This window comes from Aliivibrio fischeri, from assembly GCF_009727955.1.
In the GTDB taxonomy this organism is placed as follows: domain Bacteria; phylum Pseudomonadota; class Gammaproteobacteria; order Enterobacterales; family Vibrionaceae; genus Aliivibrio; species Aliivibrio fischeri_A.
The window spans coordinates 383,036-400,064 of the sequence record NZ_WOBR01000010.1 but is presented as its reverse complement, the minus strand read 5'-3'; the positions used below and the strand labels follow the sequence as shown (position 1 = coordinate 400,064).

At 39.7% G+C, this 17,029-nt stretch carries 15 protein-coding genes; 12 read left to right on the top strand and 3 right to left on the bottom strand.

What is annotated here, in order from left to right:
- Positions 1–249: 249 nt before the first annotated feature.
- The gene (locus GNP81_RS14950) at positions 250–2,895 is read left to right on the top strand and encodes a beta-N-acetylhexosaminidase (RefSeq protein ID WP_196587368.1); all 2,646 of its coding nucleotides are present in this window, start codon (positions 250–252) and stop codon (positions 2,893–2,895) included.
- Between the two features lie 106 nt (positions 2,896–3,001).
- Here the strand turns inward: GNP81_RS14950 and GNP81_RS14945 are convergent, their stop codons facing one another.
- Positions 3,002–3,730, bottom strand: a complete 729-nt coding sequence (locus tag GNP81_RS14945) for an oligogalacturonate-specific porin KdgM family protein (RefSeq protein ID WP_105064166.1) — start codon at positions 3,728–3,730, stop codon at positions 3,002–3,004.
- A 79-nt stretch (positions 3,731–3,809) separates the two neighbouring features.
- Positions 3,810–5,366, bottom strand: a complete 1,557-nt coding sequence (locus tag GNP81_RS14940) for a sulfatase family protein (protein WP_155673916.1) — start codon at positions 5,364–5,366, stop codon at positions 3,810–3,812.
- Positions 5,367–5,776: 410 nt separating this feature from the next.
- Here GNP81_RS14940 and agaR point away from each other — a divergent pair, with 410 nt between their 5' ends.
- The 11 genes from agaR to GNP81_RS14885 all read left to right on the top strand — a co-directional run bounded on the left by agaR (position 5,777) and on the right by GNP81_RS14885 (position 15,773).
- Positions 5,777–6,553 (top strand): transcriptional repressor AgaR, encoded by a 777-nt coding sequence (agaR, locus tag GNP81_RS14935; RefSeq protein ID WP_005423633.1) that lies wholly within the window; start codon positions 5,777–5,779, stop codon positions 6,551–6,553.
- A gap of 47 nt (positions 6,554–6,600) precedes the next feature.
- Positions 6,601–7,902 (top strand): tagatose-bisphosphate aldolase subunit KbaZ, encoded by a 1,302-nt coding sequence (gene kbaZ, locus GNP81_RS14930; RefSeq protein WP_155673036.1) that lies wholly within the window; start codon positions 6,601–6,603, stop codon positions 7,900–7,902.
- The gene (locus tag GNP81_RS14925) at positions 7,899–9,068 is read left to right on the top strand and encodes an SIS domain-containing protein (RefSeq protein WP_155673037.1); all 1,170 of its coding nucleotides are present in this window, start codon (positions 7,899–7,901) and stop codon (positions 9,066–9,068) included. The genes kbaZ and GNP81_RS14925 overlap by 4 nt, the downstream gene beginning before the upstream one ends.
- 14 nt (positions 9,069–9,082) lie before the next feature.
- Entirely contained in the window at positions 9,083–9,583 is a 501-nt protein-coding gene (gene agaV, locus GNP81_RS14920; protein WP_065621504.1) for a PTS N-acetylgalactosamine transporter subunit IIB, read from the top strand.
- 10 nt (positions 9,584–9,593) lie between these two features.
- Complete coding sequence (agaW, locus tag GNP81_RS14915; RefSeq protein WP_005423624.1) at positions 9,594–10,364, top strand: PTS N-acetylgalactosamine transporter subunit IIC; 771 nt, start codon at positions 9,594–9,596, stop codon at positions 10,362–10,364.
- On the top strand, positions 10,354–11,271 hold the full coding sequence (locus tag GNP81_RS14910) for a PTS system mannose/fructose/sorbose family transporter subunit IID (protein WP_012535167.1): 918 nt from the start codon (positions 10,354–10,356) through the stop codon (positions 11,269–11,271). Before agaW ends, GNP81_RS14910 begins: the two co-directional genes overlap by 11 nt.
- An 88-nt stretch (positions 11,272–11,359) precedes the next feature.
- Positions 11,360–11,797, top strand: coding sequence for a PTS galactosamine/N-acetylgalactosamine transporter subunit IIA (gene agaF / locus GNP81_RS14905; RefSeq protein WP_005423615.1), 438 nt, complete (start codon positions 11,360–11,362; stop codon positions 11,795–11,797).
- A 1-nt stretch (position 11,798) separates the two neighbouring features.
- Complete coding sequence (gene nagA / locus GNP81_RS14900; RefSeq protein ID WP_155673915.1) at positions 11,799–12,941, top strand: N-acetylglucosamine-6-phosphate deacetylase; 1,143 nt, start codon at positions 11,799–11,801, stop codon at positions 12,939–12,941.
- 101 nt (positions 12,942–13,042) lie between these two features.
- Positions 13,043–13,873 (top strand): 5-dehydro-4-deoxy-D-glucuronate isomerase, encoded by an 831-nt coding sequence (gene kduI / locus GNP81_RS14895; protein WP_005423611.1) that lies wholly within the window; start codon positions 13,043–13,045, stop codon positions 13,871–13,873.
- A 69-nt stretch (positions 13,874–13,942) separates the two neighbouring features.
- A complete protein-coding gene (gene kduD, locus GNP81_RS14890) occupies positions 13,943–14,698 on the top strand; it encodes a 2-dehydro-3-deoxy-D-gluconate 5-dehydrogenase KduD (protein ID WP_005423608.1) in 756 nt (251 codons plus the stop codon).
- A 25-nt stretch (positions 14,699–14,723) separates the two neighbouring features.
- Positions 14,724–15,773, top strand: coding sequence for a glycoside hydrolase family 88/105 protein (locus GNP81_RS14885; protein ID WP_155673914.1), 1,050 nt, complete (start codon positions 14,724–14,726; stop codon positions 15,771–15,773).
- 65 nt (positions 15,774–15,838) lie between these two features.
- Here GNP81_RS14885 and GNP81_RS19480 read toward each other — a convergent pair whose 3' ends face one another.
- The gene (locus tag GNP81_RS19480) at positions 15,839–16,963 is read right to left on the bottom strand and encodes a polysaccharide lyase family 8 super-sandwich domain-containing protein (protein ID WP_272870224.1); all 1,125 of its coding nucleotides are present in this window, start codon (positions 16,961–16,963) and stop codon (positions 15,839–15,841) included.
- Between the last annotated feature and the right edge of the window lie 66 nt (positions 16,964–17,029).

Here is a 17,029-nt window from a genome sequence, read left to right as displayed (position 1 = left end):
TGATAATTACCAACTTAACAGTAAATGTGCTTTGCTTCACATAATGATAATTATATTTTTAAGATATAAATGGAATTGCATTCTGTTATAAGTTGATGTGAATCGCATTAAAATAATTTATACCGCAAAATATAAAAATAAGTGTGATTTAGAGCAAAATTGCGGATTTACTTAATTTGTAAAGTCAAAAAAGTTTCGTATTGTAATTCCAGATTAGAAATTAAATTACTCATAATGGAATTGTATATCATGTTTAAGAAAACGCTTTTATCAACCCTAATTCTTGCTGGTCTAGCAGGCTGTTCATCAACATCATCTGAGCAGTCAGCGGTTAATCAACTAGCTGAAAATCTAGATATTAACTACACAGTTATTACAAACCAAGGTGCTGATGACGGTCTTGCATGTAAAGAACTTCAAGCTGAATGGGCATCATGTAACAAAGTAAACATGACGCTAACTAACACAGGTGAAGCTATTGATTCAAAAGATTGGACGATTTATTTCCACAGCATCCGTTTAATTTTAGATGTTGAAAATGACCAATTTAAAATTACTCGTGTAACGGGTGATTTGCATAAACTTGAACCAACTGAAAAATTTGATGGCTTTGCGGCTGGTGAAGAAGTGGTTATTCCACTGATCGCTGAATACTGGCAATTATTTGAAACTGACTTTATGCCAGGTGCGTTTGTGACGGCTCCAGGCGCTGAAGCTCGTAATATCATTTCTTTAGATACAGAAGATACAGGCGAATACGTAGATGAAATCATTGGTGTTCAACTAAAACGTACTCTTGCTGATAATAACGTTGTTGCAACGGCAAACACTCGTTTTGAGAAAAACGCAGATGTAGTTGAAGAAAACGTGGCTTCTCACATTATTCCAACACCATTAAAAACAACACTAACGAACAAAACTGTCGATTTAGCTAAAGGCATCTCTATTACTGCAAACGGTATTGATGCTGACCAACTTGCTGCGTTAAATCAACGAGCAGAGCTGCTTGGTCTTGAAACATCGGGTGAATACCCAGTGTCAGTTTCTGTTGATAAGAAACAATTTAAAGATGGCGTATCTGGTGCATACAAATTGGATGTGACTGAAGGCAAAACTACAGTTGTAGCATTTGACCAAGCGGGTGCATTCTACGGCGTACAATCTTTACTTGCTCTAGTAAGTTTAGATAACTCAGAAATCCCAACGTTAAACGTAGAAGATGCTCCACGTTTTGAATATCGTGGTGTAATGGTTGATGTCGCTCGTAACTTCCACTCAAAAGAAGCAATTCTAGCGACTGTTGACCAAATGGCGGCATACAAGCTAAACAAACTACACCTTCACTTAACTGATGATGAAGGTTGGCGTTTAGAGATCCCTGGTCTTCCTGAGCTAACAGATATTGGTGGTAATCGTTGTTTTGATGAGACAGAAACTTCTTGTCTACTACCTCAACTAGGTTCTGGTGCTGATTCAGATAACTTTGGTTCTGGTTACTTCACAACAGAAGATTACCTAGAAATCTTAACTTACGCGAAAAACCGTAACATTGAAGTGATCCCAGAAATCGATATGCCAGCTCACTCACGTGCAGCAGTTATGTCAATGGAAGCACGTTACGCACGTCTTGCTGCTGAAGGTAAGATGGAAGAAGCGAACCAATACCGTCTGATGGATCCAAAGGATGAATCAAACGTAACAACGGTTCAGTTCTACAACAAACAAAGCTTCATTAACCCATGTTTAGATTCATCTGCAACGTTCGTAGATAAAGTAATCACAGAAGTTGCAGCAATGCACAAAGCGGCGGGTGTTCCTCTATCAACATGGCACTTCGGTGGTGATGAAGCGAAAAACATCAAACTTCATGCTGGTTTCCAAGACATCAACGATGAAGAGAAAATTGCATGGAAAGGGGACTTAGATTTATCTCAACAAGATTTCCCATTTGCTAAATCACCACAGTGTCAGTCTCTGATTGCAAGCGGTGAAGTTGCTGATTTCGAACATTTGCCAAGTCACTTCGCAGAGCAAGTATCTAAGATTGTTGCTAAGCAAGGTATTCCACATTTCCAAGCATGGCAAGATGGTCTAAAACACTCTGAAGATGCAGGCGCATTTGCAACTGAATCAGTACGTGCAAACTTCTGGGATACATTGTACTGGGGCGGTGGTGCTTCTGCTTACGAATGGGCTGAAAAAGGATATGACGTAGTTATCTCTAACCCAGATTACGTTTATATGGATTTCCCATACGAAGTGGATGCAAAAGAGCGTGGTTACTACTGGGCAACACGTGCAACAGATACTCGTAAGATGTTTGGTTTTGCACCAGAAAACCTACCTCAAAATGCGGAAACATCAGTAGACCGTGACGGTAATGGCTTTGAAAGTGCGGGTACAGTATCACCTAAGAAACCTTTCTATGGTCTATCTGCTCAACTTTGGTCTGAAACCGTACGTACTGATGAGCAATATGAATACATGGTGTTCCCACGTGTTATCGCAGCAGCTGAGCGTGCATGGCATGAAGCATCTTGGGAAAATGAATACAAAGCAGGTGTTAAGTACTCTCTACAAACCAACCTAGTAGATAAGAAAGCACAACTAGCTGATTGGACTAAGTTTGCAAACACAATGGGTCAACGTGAGTTAGCTAAGCTTGAAAGAGCGGGTATTGATTACCGTCTACCAATCCCAGGTGCAGAAATTGTGAATGGTGAACTAAGCATGAACATTTCATTCCCAGGTGTAACGCTACAATACTCTGTAGATGGCGGTAAAACATGGGCTGAATACGATAATGCAAACAAACCAAAAGTAACGGGTGACGTTCAAATTCGTTCAGCATCATTTACTGGCGAGCGTGTTAGCCGAGTAACTAGCGTTAAATAATTTACTTTAGACACAGTAAATTCAGTCATTAAATAATCAAACGGCACTTCTTTTAAGAGGTGCCGTTTTTTATCAGCTTAAATAAACTGGTGATTTAAGTCAGTAATTACCATGTATATTTGATACCAACACGGTAACGAGTTTGACGGTTATCGCTGTAGCTGTCTTGGCGTACATTACCCACTTCAACAAATGGGCGCCATTTAGTGCCATCTGGATTAACGAAGCTATACATGATGCGGAAATTGTGGAGATAGTCGTAGCTTTCATTATCAAATTGAGGTTTTGCATCATCATCGGTTTCATTCCAAATTTGGAACTCATATTGGAAATCCCATTTCCCCGTATTGTAGCCAAGCCATGTATCTAGCTCTTGGATTTTCGATGTGTATTTTTCGCCTGCTGCGTTAGTTTGTGTGTAATCCCAGATTTTCCATTTATAACGTGCTTGTGCTCTAAAACCATTATCGAAAGAGTGGTTTACACGAACATATGGAACATACACTAAACCATCTGGATTAAAATCGAGAGATGAACCCAATAGGCCTGTCGTGTTTTCTGCTATTTTATCGTAGTAAAAAATCGAAAGTTCTGAACCATTCATACTCATTTCATCGTACATTTGGTCTTGATCTTTATTGTTGTATCTTGCATCCAATTCAAAGCCGATATTCTTCCCTGTATCTAAGAACATTTTAACTCTGTCTGCATGCTTATTATTGCCATCTTTATATTCATGGCGATATTCCACTGTTGTTTTATAGTCATTGGCTAGGGTTTGTGTTGCAAATATTGCTAAACCAGAAGCGATAATAACTTTATAAGATTGTTTCATAATATTCCCTATTTATTGTTATGGGTGTTTCACTGCTAAATCTTGAATTTGTGTTTATTGTTACTGTTTAAATATGTATTTAGGTGTACGCATTGGCTGTGTTTTTGGGTACTTCTGTTGGACGCCATGGGTCACCAGTATGCTCAAGCCAAGGCATGAGTTCGTTCTGAATTAATTGAGAAATGAGTTCGGGTTGTTGTTCGGCAATGTTTTTCATTTGATAAGGATCTACTTGATTATCATGAAGAACATAAGTTAATGGTTTGCCTATTTTTCTATCAATCATCAGTGTGTATTGCTTATTTCGAATTCCACGACGACCATAAGATTGCCCGCCATAAGGCATAAAGGTATAAAATTGAGAGGTGGGTTTAATATCGCCAGTTTCACTTTTAACTGTTTTTGAGAAATCAGTACCTTCTACGGTATCTGGAATTAAATCGTCCATACCCATTAATCCAAATAGGGTTGGGTAGATATCAGGTGCTGAAAAAAGAAGATCATCAGATTTTGGAGCAATTTTCCCCGGCCAGCGGAACATCATTGGAATTCGCATCGCTTCTTCATAATGTACATTTTTGGTCGGGTTGCCATTTGAACCCATACAGCAGCCGTGATCGGAGAAGAAAACAACTAAAGTATCTTTCGCAAGATTTAAGGCATCTAGTTCATCGACGATGCGACCAAATTGTTCATCAACACCATTGACCATCGCCATGTATTCTTTGAAATATTCGGGTCCATATCCTTCTAAATATTCTTTATCCCATTGAACGTTTGGACGAGAGTTTAAAGATCTTGAGTTATCTTTAAATCGATCAAGATACTTTTGAGGCACTTGGTCGTAAGGAGAGTGAGGAGGGTTCATAGAGACGACAAGCGTAAATGGCTTGTCGTTATCACGATAGCTGCCCCCATCATTACGCAAATATTTAATGGCTATGTCAGCTTCATGTTCAGGACTCCATTGATTGATATGAAGAGGCCTATCACGAGGTGTATCGTTCGTCCAATACGTTGGTGTTAAATGCTTATCATAGGTTCCGTATGAATACCAAAAATCAAAACCATGACGACGATCTGGTGCTGTCCAGTCATTCCAATAACGACCTTCCATTGGATTGTTATAACTCGGAACAAAAGGGGCTTCTGGTGCATCTAAATGCCATTTACCGATATAACCCATGCTGTAGCCTTGTTGGCTTAAAATATCAGACCATGTAGATTGATTCTTTTTTAATTCAATACCGAAATCTTTACCGCCAAACATTCCTGGTGTGGCTGTATGACTATTTCCCTGAATCCCATTACGGTAAGGGTATTGGCCGGTCATCAACATTCCACGAAATGGAGTACATAACGGAAAATTAGATACAGCTTGTTTAAGAACGGCACTATCCTTAGCAAATCGATTTAAATTTGGCGTTAGAGATGGGTCTTCTCCCATAAAACCAAGAGCTTGTGCTCTCATTTCGTCTGGAAATATGATTAACAAATTTGGACGTTTAATCTTGTGTGCCAAGTCGGCCATTGAGTTAGCTGAGCCTGTTTTTTGGCAACCAGACAATACTGATGTTGCAGCAATAGCTCCTGTTGCGGCTGCACCTTTCAATATGTCTCTACGTGTAATAGACATTGAGTCTCCTTACTAAATTGAAGTGTAGGGTTTTCGTTATTGTTTATTTTTCTTCGAAAGCTTGCGGATCGTAAGTGATCGAAAGTTAACTTGCTGTGTTAGTGATCACAAAACCTGAGAGTGCTGATGGATTTTTAACCGTGCACTATTTTCTTTTTTTGCAGATATAAAGATAAATGAAAGGCAAGTCGCATTAACTATGGGATTTATTTGGTATTTTTGCTTTCAAAGAGTAATATATGAAGAAATACGAAAAACAACGTAAGATAAAAACAAAGCGAAGATTATCGAAAGAATGTGAAAGAGATCAAAAGTTTCATACTTCCATATTGTAGGAATAATTTTTAGGTGTAAGGTTAATTCGAAATCAAACGAAAGAGATTTCGTTGATTTAAGGAGACAAGTAAAAAATGATGAGTGCTGTCGAAAGGCGCATGGAAATCGTAAACGTGGTTAACCAAGATGGTAAAGCACGTGTTGAGGACCTTGCTGCACGATTTGATGTCTCTAGTGTCACTATTCGCAGTGACCTGAGCTTTTTAGAAAAGAATGGGTATGTTGTTCGTTCTCATGGAGCGGCTATTCCAAATACTGGTGTGATTGCTGAACTTACGGTTCATGAAAAGCGTCATCAAAATATTGGAACAAAGTCTTCTATTGGTTACGCAGCAGCACAGCTGATTGAAAATGGTGACACCGTTATTCTGGATTCTGGTACGACTACGCGAGAAATTGCATCTAACTTAAAGTCGTTAGAGCAAGCGGTAGTCATGACTAATGGTCTGGATGTAGCTATGGAATTAGCATCAGCTTCTGGTATAGAAGTACTGATGTCGGGTGGAGTTCTTCGTAAGAAAGCTCTCTCTTTTTCTGGCTCTCAAGCTGAAGCTAGCTTAAAAAATTATCGTTTCGATAAAGTGTTTTTAGGTGTTGATGGCTTTGATTTGAGATCGGGTATCACTACACATAATGAGCAAGAAGCAAGCCTTAACCGACTTATGTGTGATATTTCAGAGCAAGTGATCGCAGTTGCAGATTCAACCAAATTTGGTAAACGCAGTTGTCATATGATCAGGGAATTCGGAAATATTGATATCTTAGTTACTGATTCTGATATTCCTGAAGAGTACCTACAAGGTCTTCGAGAAATGAAAGTTGAAGTAATCATCGTCGAAAAAGAAAAGTAACCGACCTAACTCCATAGCTGCATTCGGATGCAGTATGGAGTTAGTAAATGAACACCTTTCAACATCTTGTACAGCGTCATAAAGCGGGTGACCAAAACGGAATTTATTCGGTTTGTTCTGCTCATCCGTTAGTTATCGAAGCGGCGCTTTCTCAAGCTTTAAGTGATGACTCCTTGCTACTAATTGAAGCAACTTCTAATCAAGTTGATCAATTTGGCGGCTATACAGGAATGAAGCCAGCTGATTTTCGAGACTTTGTATTACAGCTAGCAAAATCACTCAATTTTCCAATCGAAAAACTCATTCTTGGTGGCGATCACCTTGGTCCAAATCGTTGGCAGAAACTACCGGCTGAAGAAGCAATGGTGAATGCTGATGATCTTATTGCCGCTTATGTCGCTGCTGGTTTTAAGAAGATCCACCTAGATTGCAGCATGTCTTGTGCAGATGATCCTACGCCATTATCTGATGAAATCGTCGCCGAACGTGCCGCTAGATTGGCTAAAATCGCTGAAGAAACCGCAATTTCTTCTTTTGGTCATAGTGATCTTGTTTATGTTATTGGTACAGAAGTTCCGGTACCAGGTGGTGCAGCAGAAGAGTTAGATACACTTCAAGTAACCTCACCAGAGGCAGCAAGAAAAACCATTCAATCTCATCAATTTGCATTTGAACGAGTTGGCGTCGCTGATTGTTGGCAACGTGTGGTTGGTTTAGTTGTACAGCCTGGTGTTGAATTTGATCATACAGGTGTGATTGATTATCGATCAGAAGAAGCCACTGAACTAAGTAAAGTGGTTGATGACTTTGAGCACATGGTTTTTGAAGCGCACTCTACGGATTATCAAACAGATAAAGCGTATCAAGCCCTTGTAAGAGATCATTTTGCTATTTTGAAAGTAGGTCCTGCGCTTACTTTTGCTTTGCGTGAAGCGTTATACAATCTATGCGATATTGAAGAGCAATTAATACCAAAAGCCCATTGTTCAGATTTACGTGAACATATCGAAAAAGAAATGTGTGACTCTCCAGAATATTGGCAACCCTATTACCAAGGTAATGAAGCACAACAACGTTTCTCTCGTAGTTACAGCTTTAGCGATCGCATTCGCTATTACTGGCCAGATGAAAAGATCAATCAGGCGCAGAATACCCTGTTCACTAATTTATCTCGTAATGGCATTCCGCTTCCATTACTTAGCCAACATTTATCATCTCAATTTCGTTCGGTTCGTGAAGGCCAATTGAGTTTAGAACCTAAAGAGCTTGTTCTCGATAAGATCCGTCAAACACTTCGTAGCTATGCGAAGGCTTGCAAACAAAATAAAGAAGAAGGCGTTGTATTATGAATCACTACCTTGGTTACTCAGAATCAGAATTAGAAACGCTTTCTGGTTTTTGGACTGCGAAAGAAATTACTCAACAACCAACAAGTTGGCGTGGAACCGATTTAATTATTCAAGACAATATTGTAGACATTTCAGCGTTTATGGATAAGTGGAATACATACTCTGAACGTCGAATTATATTAACGGGGGCAGGCACTTCAGCATTCGCAGGACAAGCGGTTGCTCCTACATTATCAAAAGTATTACGACAACGTGTAGAAGCGATTTCAACGACTGATCTTGTCTCTAATCCGGCAGAATATTTTGCAGAAGATATTCCTACGTTATTGGTCTCTTTTGCTCGCTCAGGTAATAGTCCAGAAAGTGTTGCGGCAGTCGATCTAGCCAATCAATGTTTATCCAACTGTCATCATCTTATTCTAACTTGCAATGGTGAAGGGGCGTTATTTACTCAATTTCAACATCAAGAGAACGCCCTTGTGTTATTGATGCCAGAAGAAACTAATGATAAGTCATTCGCAATGACCTCTAGTTTTTCGTCAATGACTTTAGCTTGTTTTTCTGTTTTAACGCACAAAAATAACAATTCGAAAGGAATCGAAAGTATTTGTAAGTGTTCTGAGGAGTTGATCAAAGAAATTAATTCCAATGTCAGAGATACTGCTTCCCATGATTTTAGTAGGGTTATTTATTTAGGTAGCGGTGGTTTGAAAGGATTAGCACAAGAGTCTGCTTTGAAATTATTAGAACTAACAGCGGGTAAAGTTGTTGCTTGTTTTGATTCTCCACTTGGCTTTCGTCATGGTCCAAAGTCCATTGTTAATAATGAAACCATGATTGTTGTTTTCATTTCTAATGACCCATACACCCGTCAATACGATTTAGATCTTTTAGCTGAACTTCGTCGTGACAATATTGCTAAAAAAGTTATCGCAATTACCGCTCAACTTAATGATGTAGTTGCAGATGAAAATGTAATTCGTGTACCTATGATGGAAAACGCGTCAGATGTTGAGTTGCTGTTTCCTTACATGTTGTTTGCTCAAGCTTACGCATTCCATCGTTCTGTTGCACTAGGAAATACTCCTGACAACCCGTGCCCTACAGGTGAAGTTAATCGTGTTGTTCAAGGCGTCAATATTCATACTTTTAATAATAAAGATTAAAGCAGGGAAATATTATGACTGGACCACAAATCGTTTGGACGCGTATTGATGAGCGTTTACTGCATGGACAAATTCGAATTACTTGGGGAAAACATTCTGAAGCTAATTTGATTCTTGTTGCTAATGATGATGCCGCTGAAGGCCCTAATGCTGCGTTTATGCAAGCTGGAATGAAAGCCTCTGCTGGTGGTGAATATGCAGTGCGTTTTTTTTCAATTCAAAAAACCATTGATGTTATTCATAAAGCATCACCAAAACAGAAGATTTTTATCTTATGTAACAACCCTACTGATGTCGCTCGTTTGGTAGAAGGTGGTGTTCCAATTACTCATTGTAATGTAGGCAATATGCATTACCACGATGGCAAACGTCAAATAGCGAAAACCGTTTCAGTAGATAAAACCGATATTTTAGCGTTTGAAAAAATGGTGGAAAAGGGCGTGACATGCACGATTCAAAATACACCAGATCAAACACCAATTAACGTTCTTGAACTAGCAAAAACAGCAGCCTAGGTAGGTACTTATGTTATTTGAAGCAAGTTTAGTGGCAGTGTGGGCATTCTTCTGCGGTATCGATAAATACGATGTCGCGTTGAATATCCATAGACCACTTATCACTGGACCTGTTGTCGGTCTAATTATGGGCGATATGCAAATTGGTTTAATCGCTGGTGCAACACTGGAACTCGCATGGTTAGGCTTAGTGCCTAATGCTGGGGCACAGCCACCAGATGTAACTATGGGTACGATTGCTGCTGTTGCATTTGCCGTAATGACAGGGCAATCACCAGAAGTTGCTATGGGTGTTGGTATGCCTATCGCAGTATTAATGCAAATGCTTGTTATCGGTTTCTTTGCTATGACCTCATTTACCATGGGTAAAGCAGATAAATATGCCGAAGAAGCGAATACGAACGGCATTGATTTTCTCTTACTTTCGACCATTACGATGCGCTCAATGCTCTACGCGGTGATTGCCTTCTTGACCGTCTATTTTGGTGAACATGGCGCAGCTTGGATTGATGCCAACGCACCTAAAACACTGCTAGAAGGATTAGGCATTGGCGCGAAAATGGTTCCTGCAATTGGTTTTGCAATGCTATTGAAAATCATGTGGTCAAAAGAAGTGGCGGGTGTGTTCTTTATCGGTTTTGTAATGACAACGTATTTACAGCTTCCGATCATGGCTGTGGCAATTTTAGGGGCGTCAGCAGCCGCTCTATATTACTTCTTTAGTGGAAATGGAAACAAAAATTCAAATCAAGAATTTGAGGATTTTGAAGATGGTATCTAAAACAGAAAACCCAAATGCTCTAATTGACGGCATTGATGAGTATCAAGGCACTCAAGTGGCGAATCCTAAGAGTTTGGTTGATGGTATTGATGAATATCAAGACAAAGAAGTTCGTAAAGTTATCTCGAAAAAAGATCTTTGGAAATGTGCGATTCGTGGTCTGTTCATGGAAGGGAACTTTAACTTCGAACGTATGCAAGGTGGTGGCTTTGCTTACTCAATTGTTCCTGCATTGAAGAAGATTCATGGTAATAACAAACGTGATTTAGCAACGGCAACTAAGAACCACCTCCAGTTCTTTAATGCGAGTCCTAAACTGTTTACTTTCTTGTTAGGTACTGCCATTGCAATGGAAGAGAACAAAGAAAAACCGTCTACAGTGAATGTAATGAAAGTAGCGGGTATGGGACCTACTGGTGGTATTGGTGATGCAATCGACCATATGACTCTAATGCCGTTAACGTTGGCATTAGGTGCATCAATTGCAATGCAAGGCTCTATTGCAGGACCGTTTGTCTTCTTCATTCTGTATCAAATTGTGCACTTCTTTGTGTACTTCGGTTTGATGTTTATGGGATATAAAGCCGGTACTGCAGCCATGGTTAACATGAGCGATGCGACTGAGAAATTAGCCAAAGCGGCGAATATCATGGGTATCTTTGTTATTGGTGCATTGTCGGCATCCTTTATTAAAGTTCAAACTACCTTATCCCTTGAGCTTGGAGGGAAAGTCGTTGAACTTCAAACCGCACTGTTTGACAAGATAATGCCTAATATTTTGCCACTAGCATTGGTGTTCTTTATGTTGAAAATGGTGAAAGGTACTGGTTTTTGGGCAAAACCCCCTGTGTTGATTTTCTCAACGTTAGCCGGTGGTGTTATTGGTCACTACCTAGGTATTTTGTAACACAAAAAGAAATGAAGTTGTATAAGGGGATTCTCCCATCCCCTTAATTTCAAAGCATTATAAAAGCATTGGTAACAAGGATTAAATCATGATTGGTATTGTAGTTTCAGGCCATATTAATTTTGCTACAGGGGTTGAGTCAGCAGTAAAAGCCATTGCTGGTGAGCAAGAACAAATGGAGTTTGTCGATTTTGTTGAATCTATGTCGACAGATGAATTAGAGCAAGCCTTACGAGCTGCTGCAAAGCGTGTTGATTCCGGTGAAGGGGTACTTTTCTTAACTGATATTCCTGGCGGTTCACCTGCAAATCGTGCCTTAACCATTTTAATGGATACTGAAAATGTTGAGTTGATTGGTGGTGCAAACCTACCAATGATAGCAAATGCAGCATTTGAACGTGATGATACAACAGTAAAAGAATTAGTAACGACGTTATTAGAAATAGGCTCTTCATGTATGCAAGACATGCGATTACAGCTTGAGTTGTTCATGGAACCAGAACCTGAATGTGAAGATGGGCTGTAATATGCGTTACGCTTTATATCCACAACGTGTGTTTGTTGCTGATGGCATTAAAGAACATCATTACGTTATTGTGAATGATGGAAAAATAGAAGCAATAACAGAATGTGAACCAACAGATTGCGAGATTTTACCATTAGAAGGAAAAACCTTGTTGCCGGGGTTTATCGACATCCATATCCATGGGCGAGCAGGCGCTGATGTTATGGACGCGACGCCAAAAGCATTGCAAACCATTTCTGATGCTTTGCTTCAAACGGGGGTTGTTGCTTGGGTTGGAACAACGGTAACGGCACCTTGGGATAGTATTGTGAGCTCTATCAGTACTGTAAAAACGTGGTTAGATAAACCTCAACAATGTGGTGCTGAACTATTAGGTAGCTTTTTAGAAGGTCCATATTTTACAGAAGTGCATCGAGGTTCACATCCAACCGCTTATTTAAAATCACCAAGCATTCAAGAGTTAGAAGAACTTTATGACGTAGCGGCGCATTCACTATTACGAGTAGCGATAGCACCTGAAGCTGATGGTGCAATGGAAGCTATTCAATGGCTGCAAAGTCAAAACATCAAAACCTCTGTCGCTCATACAGATTCGACGTTTGATCAAGTTACCCAAGCACATCAATTAGGTGCTGATTGTGGTGTTCATTTGTTTAATGGTATGCGTGGTTTACATCATAGAGAACCCGGTTGTACAGGGGCTGTTTTGTATCATGACATGCTTGCTGAATTAATTGCTGATGGTGTGCATGTTCATCCTGTAATGATGCAGCTCGCTTATCGCATGAAAGGGTATCAGCAAATTGCACTTATTACGGACTGCATGCGAGCTGGTGGTTTAGAGGATGGTGAGTACCAACTTGGTGCACAAACCATCACTGTAGCTAAAGGGGAAGCGAGAACAAAATGTGGTTCGCTTGCTGGAAGCACATGCAGTTTAGATAGTGCGTTAAGAAATATGATTCAGCTAAGTGAAGTACCTGAATGGGAGGCGGTGCAAATGGCAACATTGGTTCCTGCCAAATATTTAGGCATTGATGATCGCTTAGGAAGCATTGCACCAGAAATGGAAGCAAGCTTTGTGGTGGTAAATCAAGATTTCGCTGTTCAGAACACCATGATTAAAGGTAAGTGGGTTTATTAACTCTCGTCATTTTTATTAAAGATTCATAGCTATCTAAATAAACATTTTAAAATGAATTATTTAGATAGCTATAACACAAAACAATGTTTTAGAGGTTTAAAATGGAAATTCGTCAACCGATTCATAGCGATCACGCAAAGCAGTTAGATACAGCTGGATTGCGTGAACAATTCCTTATTGAAGGGATGTTTCAAGAAAACCAAATTACTCTTACATACAGTCACATTGACCGCATTATTGTTGGTGGTGTTGTACCTACATCAGAAAGTGTTCCATTTGAAGGTGGAAAAGAAATTGGTGTGGATTTCTTTTTACAACGCCGTGAACTAGGCATTATTAATATTGGGCAAGCTGGCCGAGTGATTGTTGATGGTGTGACTTATGATATTGCTGCTCGTGAAGCCATGTATGTGGGTATGGGAGCTGAAGAGATCAGTTTTGAAAGCGTTGATCAACAAGACCCTGCTCGTTTTTATTTAAATTGCGCGCCAGCACATCATGCTTATCCAACTCGTAAAATTACACGTGAAGAAGCCTCTCCTGAAACATTGGGTAATCAAGAAAACTGCAACGTTCGAACTATTTACAAATACTTGCATCCATCAGTATTACCAACTTGCCAACTATTAATGGGAATGACAGAACTAGCTCCTGGTAGCCTATGGAATACTATGCCTTGCCATACTCATGAACGTCGTATGGAAGTGTATTTATACTTTGATATGAAAGACGACAACATTGTTTTCCATTACATGGGCGAGCCTCAAGAGACACGTCATATGGTTGTTCGAAATGAACAAGCCGTTATTAGCCCTAGTTGGTCTATTCATTCAGGCGTTGGTACATCGTCATATACGTTTATTTGGGGCATGGTTGGTGAAAACCAAACTTTCCATGATATGGACCATGTAGCAATGACAGACATTAAATAGTCATTTTAATTATATTGTTATGTTGCTGGTATCGATCGGCAGCATATATCAAGAATAGTAGGAACGAACATGAAACTTTTTGATTTAACAGGCAAAGTTGCCATTGTTACAGGGTGTAATACAGGTCTTGGTCAAGGTATGGCACTTGGTTTAGCTAAAGCGGGCGCAGATATTGTTGGTGTTGGTCATCAAGCCGCTCCCGAAACTGAAGAACAAGTGAAAGCATTAGGTCGTAAATTCCATTACATTACTGCGAACCTAATGAAGCAAGAAGGGTTAGAAGAGCTGGTTGCTGAAGCAGTTGAGGTGATGGGACACGTTGATATCTTAATTAATAATGCAGGTATTATTCGTCGTGAAGATTTACTCAAATTCTCAGAACAAGATTGGGATGACGTAATTAATATTAACCAAAAAACGTTATTCTTCCTTTCTCAGAAAGTCGCTAAGCAATTTGTTAAGCAAGGAAATGGCGGCAAAATCATCAATATTGCTTCTATGTTGTCATATCAAGGTGGGATCCGCGTTCCTTCTTATACCGCAAGTAAATCAGCGGTTATGGGGTTAACTCGTGCTCTAGCGACTGAGCTTGCAGAACATAATATCAATGTTAATGCGATTGCTCCGGGTTACATGGCAACGGATAATACGGCAGCATTGCGTGCAGATGAAGATCGAAATGCTGCGATTCTAGAGCGTATTCCTGCAAATCGTTGGGGACTACCTTCTGATCTTGAAGGACCTGCAATCTTCCTAGCATCGCCTGCAAGTGACTATATTAATGGTTATACGATTGCGGTTGATGGTGGCTGGTTAGCTCGTTAATCTAAAGTATAGAAGGAACAGCAAAATGACATTAGGAACAAAGCAAGACGTATTACAAGCGATGAAGCGAGTTTATCGTTACCAAGCTGAAAACCAAACAAGAAGTGTAGTAAGACGCAGCGGCAAAACCCGTTTTATTAAAGATACTGATTGGGAACGTGGTGTTTTTTGGTCGTGCACTGCCGCTGCATGGAAAGCGACGGGAGACACTGAATATCTGGATGGCGTAAAAAATTACGCTCTACATACTGGATTCAGAACAGGACCTAATGCTCGTTTTGCTGATGACCATGTTTGTTGCCAAGCGTACCTCGATATTTATCCTGAATTTAATCAACCTGAAGCCTTAGAGCCAACCGTTAAAGCACTTGATATTATGGTGAATGAGCCAGAGTTAGGCCGTAAAGATTGGTGGTGGTGTGATTCATTATTTATGGCGCCACCCGCTTTTGTTGCGCTATCAAAGCAAACTGGTGATTCAAAATACTTGGATTACATGAATACTGCTTTTTGGGATTCAGCTGAACATTTATTAGATACAGAAACGGGTTTGTATTATCGTGACTATCGTTATATTCCAAATGGAAATGGTGAAGAGTTACGAGAAGAAAACGGCAATAAAGTCTTTTGGAGTCGTGGTATTGGATGGGTATTAGCATCGGTTCCTCGTATTCTAGCGAATATGCCTGAAGACTATATGAATCGTTCAGAATACATTACTCTATTTACGCACTTAGCGGCTGAAGTAATTAAATATCAGCAAGACGATGGTTTTTGGCGTACTAGCTTATTAGCTCCTGAAAATTTTCCTGCACCTGAAAGCAGTGCAACCGCTCTGTTTTGTTATGGTTTAGCATGGGGCGTTAATACTGGTGAGTTAGATAAAGAAACTTACTTACCAGTTATCGAAAAAGCGTGGGCAGCCTTACTTGAATGTATTCACGATAACGGCATGATTGGTTGGGTGCAGCTACCTGCTTTTAATCCACGTGACGTTAAGTTTGAGCATAACATCGATTATGGTGCGGGCGCTTTCATGCTTGCAGCAACAGAGGTTGCGAAGTTAGCTGCATAAATATTTCTCAGAAATGTCGAATAAAAAAAGCCGATCATGTGATCGGCTTTTTTATTGTATAAACCTTAATCCTGAGTCGTTACTTGGAAAGAATAAGACTGTCCCTGTAAACCAGAGGTATTAATGGTAAGTGTTGTGCCATTTAGTACTACACGGTTTTCAATATCTCCTTTAATTACAATACCTTGTTTATCAAAGGTAAAGTTTACGCTATCGATAGTCTGAATTGGTTCACTAACTGCAACAGTGAACGTATTTGAACTTTCTTCTTTAAACATAAAGCCCATCATTGAGTTCAGTGTAATATTGTCTGTGATATTAACGGGACTACTTTTCCAATTATTTGCAGCAATGATATTTAAGGTGTTCTCTTGTACCGCGTGTGCTTGTTCATCTTGGCGTAGAACGGTGACATCAGGATGTTGAGCGTAGTTTTGTACAGTATCATTGTTTTGATTAGGAAGTAGGGCATATTGATAATCTGCCTGATCTACCTGAGTTAATGTCGCTTGTAAGTACGAGTCTGAAACATCGCCTTTGCTATTGCCAATATCACTCCAATTACCATCTACATCATTTTGGCTTATTGATATGGTTTTAGGCGTTAACATAACATAGCTTAAGTCGCTGTTAGCGAGTGTTTTATTACGAATGCTAAATGTAGTTGGTGCACCTTGATATGGTAATGTTGCTTGCTCTGTACCATCAATAAATAATTTCGTATCTGCTAAACGCTTTCTGTTTTCAATCGTAGTTATGTTATTTCCATTGCTTTGGTCTTTAATGTTAGATCCAAGCATGACGACTTCATTATCAAACATAAACCAAGATTTATAGGCACTTAGTGTGTCACTCCAATTATAAAATTGCATACCAGCAATCCCATAGTTGTTTAATGAAGTACTACCAACCCATTGCATATTGGTATTTATATTTCCACCTACACGTTCACCACTACAATCAGCCATGATTTGACTATCAACCGTTGTTCCCGGCATACGAGATGCATTAACGGTTGGCCAATATCCTGTGTAATGATCAAGTTGATCGTTATATAAATAGGTCATGCCATCGCCAGTGAACCAGCCTTTAAGGTTTTCACCATTCATGCATTCGTAGTTACCAATACGATATGAGTGCATCGCTAAAGCGAAAGCCCAATCATTTCTACGGTGCACAACACGGTCCATTGAAGGGTAGCTAAAGTTACCAATCAGAGGATCTTTAAGCGAAACCGTTGGATCATTAACAATATG

What these genes read in the sequence shown, in the direction of transcription:
- GNP81_RS14950 (WP_196587368.1), top strand. Translation starts at nt 250, where the DNA reads ATGTTTAAGAAAACGCTTTTATCAACCCTAATTCTTGCTGGTCTAGCA.
- GNP81_RS14945 (WP_105064166.1), bottom strand. Translation starts at nt 3,730, where the DNA reads ATGAAACAATCTTATAAAGTTATTATCGCTTCTGGTTTAGCAATATTT.
- GNP81_RS14940 (WP_155673916.1), bottom strand. Translation starts at nt 5,366, where the DNA reads ATGTCTATTACACGTAGAGACATATTGAAAGGTGCAGCCGCAACAGGA.
- agaR (WP_005423633.1), top strand. Translation starts at nt 5,777, where the DNA reads ATGATGAGTGCTGTCGAAAGGCGCATGGAAATCGTAAACGTGGTTAAC.
- kbaZ (WP_155673036.1), top strand. Translation starts at nt 6,601, where the DNA reads ATGAACACCTTTCAACATCTTGTACAGCGTCATAAAGCGGGTGACCAA.
- GNP81_RS14925 (WP_155673037.1), top strand. Translation starts at nt 7,899, where the DNA reads ATGAATCACTACCTTGGTTACTCAGAATCAGAATTAGAAACGCTTTCT.
- agaV (WP_065621504.1), top strand. Translation starts at nt 9,083, where the DNA reads ATGACTGGACCACAAATCGTTTGGACGCGTATTGATGAGCGTTTACTG.
- agaW (WP_005423624.1), top strand. Translation starts at nt 9,594, where the DNA reads ATGTTATTTGAAGCAAGTTTAGTGGCAGTGTGGGCATTCTTCTGCGGT.
- GNP81_RS14910 (WP_012535167.1), top strand. Translation starts at nt 10,354, where the DNA reads ATGGTATCTAAAACAGAAAACCCAAATGCTCTAATTGACGGCATTGAT.
- agaF (WP_005423615.1), top strand. Translation starts at nt 11,360, where the DNA reads ATGATTGGTATTGTAGTTTCAGGCCATATTAATTTTGCTACAGGGGTT.
- nagA (WP_155673915.1), top strand. Translation starts at nt 11,799, where the DNA reads ATGCGTTACGCTTTATATCCACAACGTGTGTTTGTTGCTGATGGCATT.
- kduI (WP_005423611.1), top strand. Translation starts at nt 13,043, where the DNA reads ATGGAAATTCGTCAACCGATTCATAGCGATCACGCAAAGCAGTTAGAT.
- kduD (WP_005423608.1), top strand. Translation starts at nt 13,943, where the DNA reads ATGAAACTTTTTGATTTAACAGGCAAAGTTGCCATTGTTACAGGGTGT.
- GNP81_RS14885 (WP_155673914.1), top strand. Translation starts at nt 14,724, where the DNA reads ATGACATTAGGAACAAAGCAAGACGTATTACAAGCGATGAAGCGAGTT.
- GNP81_RS19480 (WP_272870224.1), bottom strand. Translation starts at nt 16,963, where the DNA reads ATGGACCGTGTTGTGCACCGTAGAAATGATTGGGCTTTCGCTTTAGCG.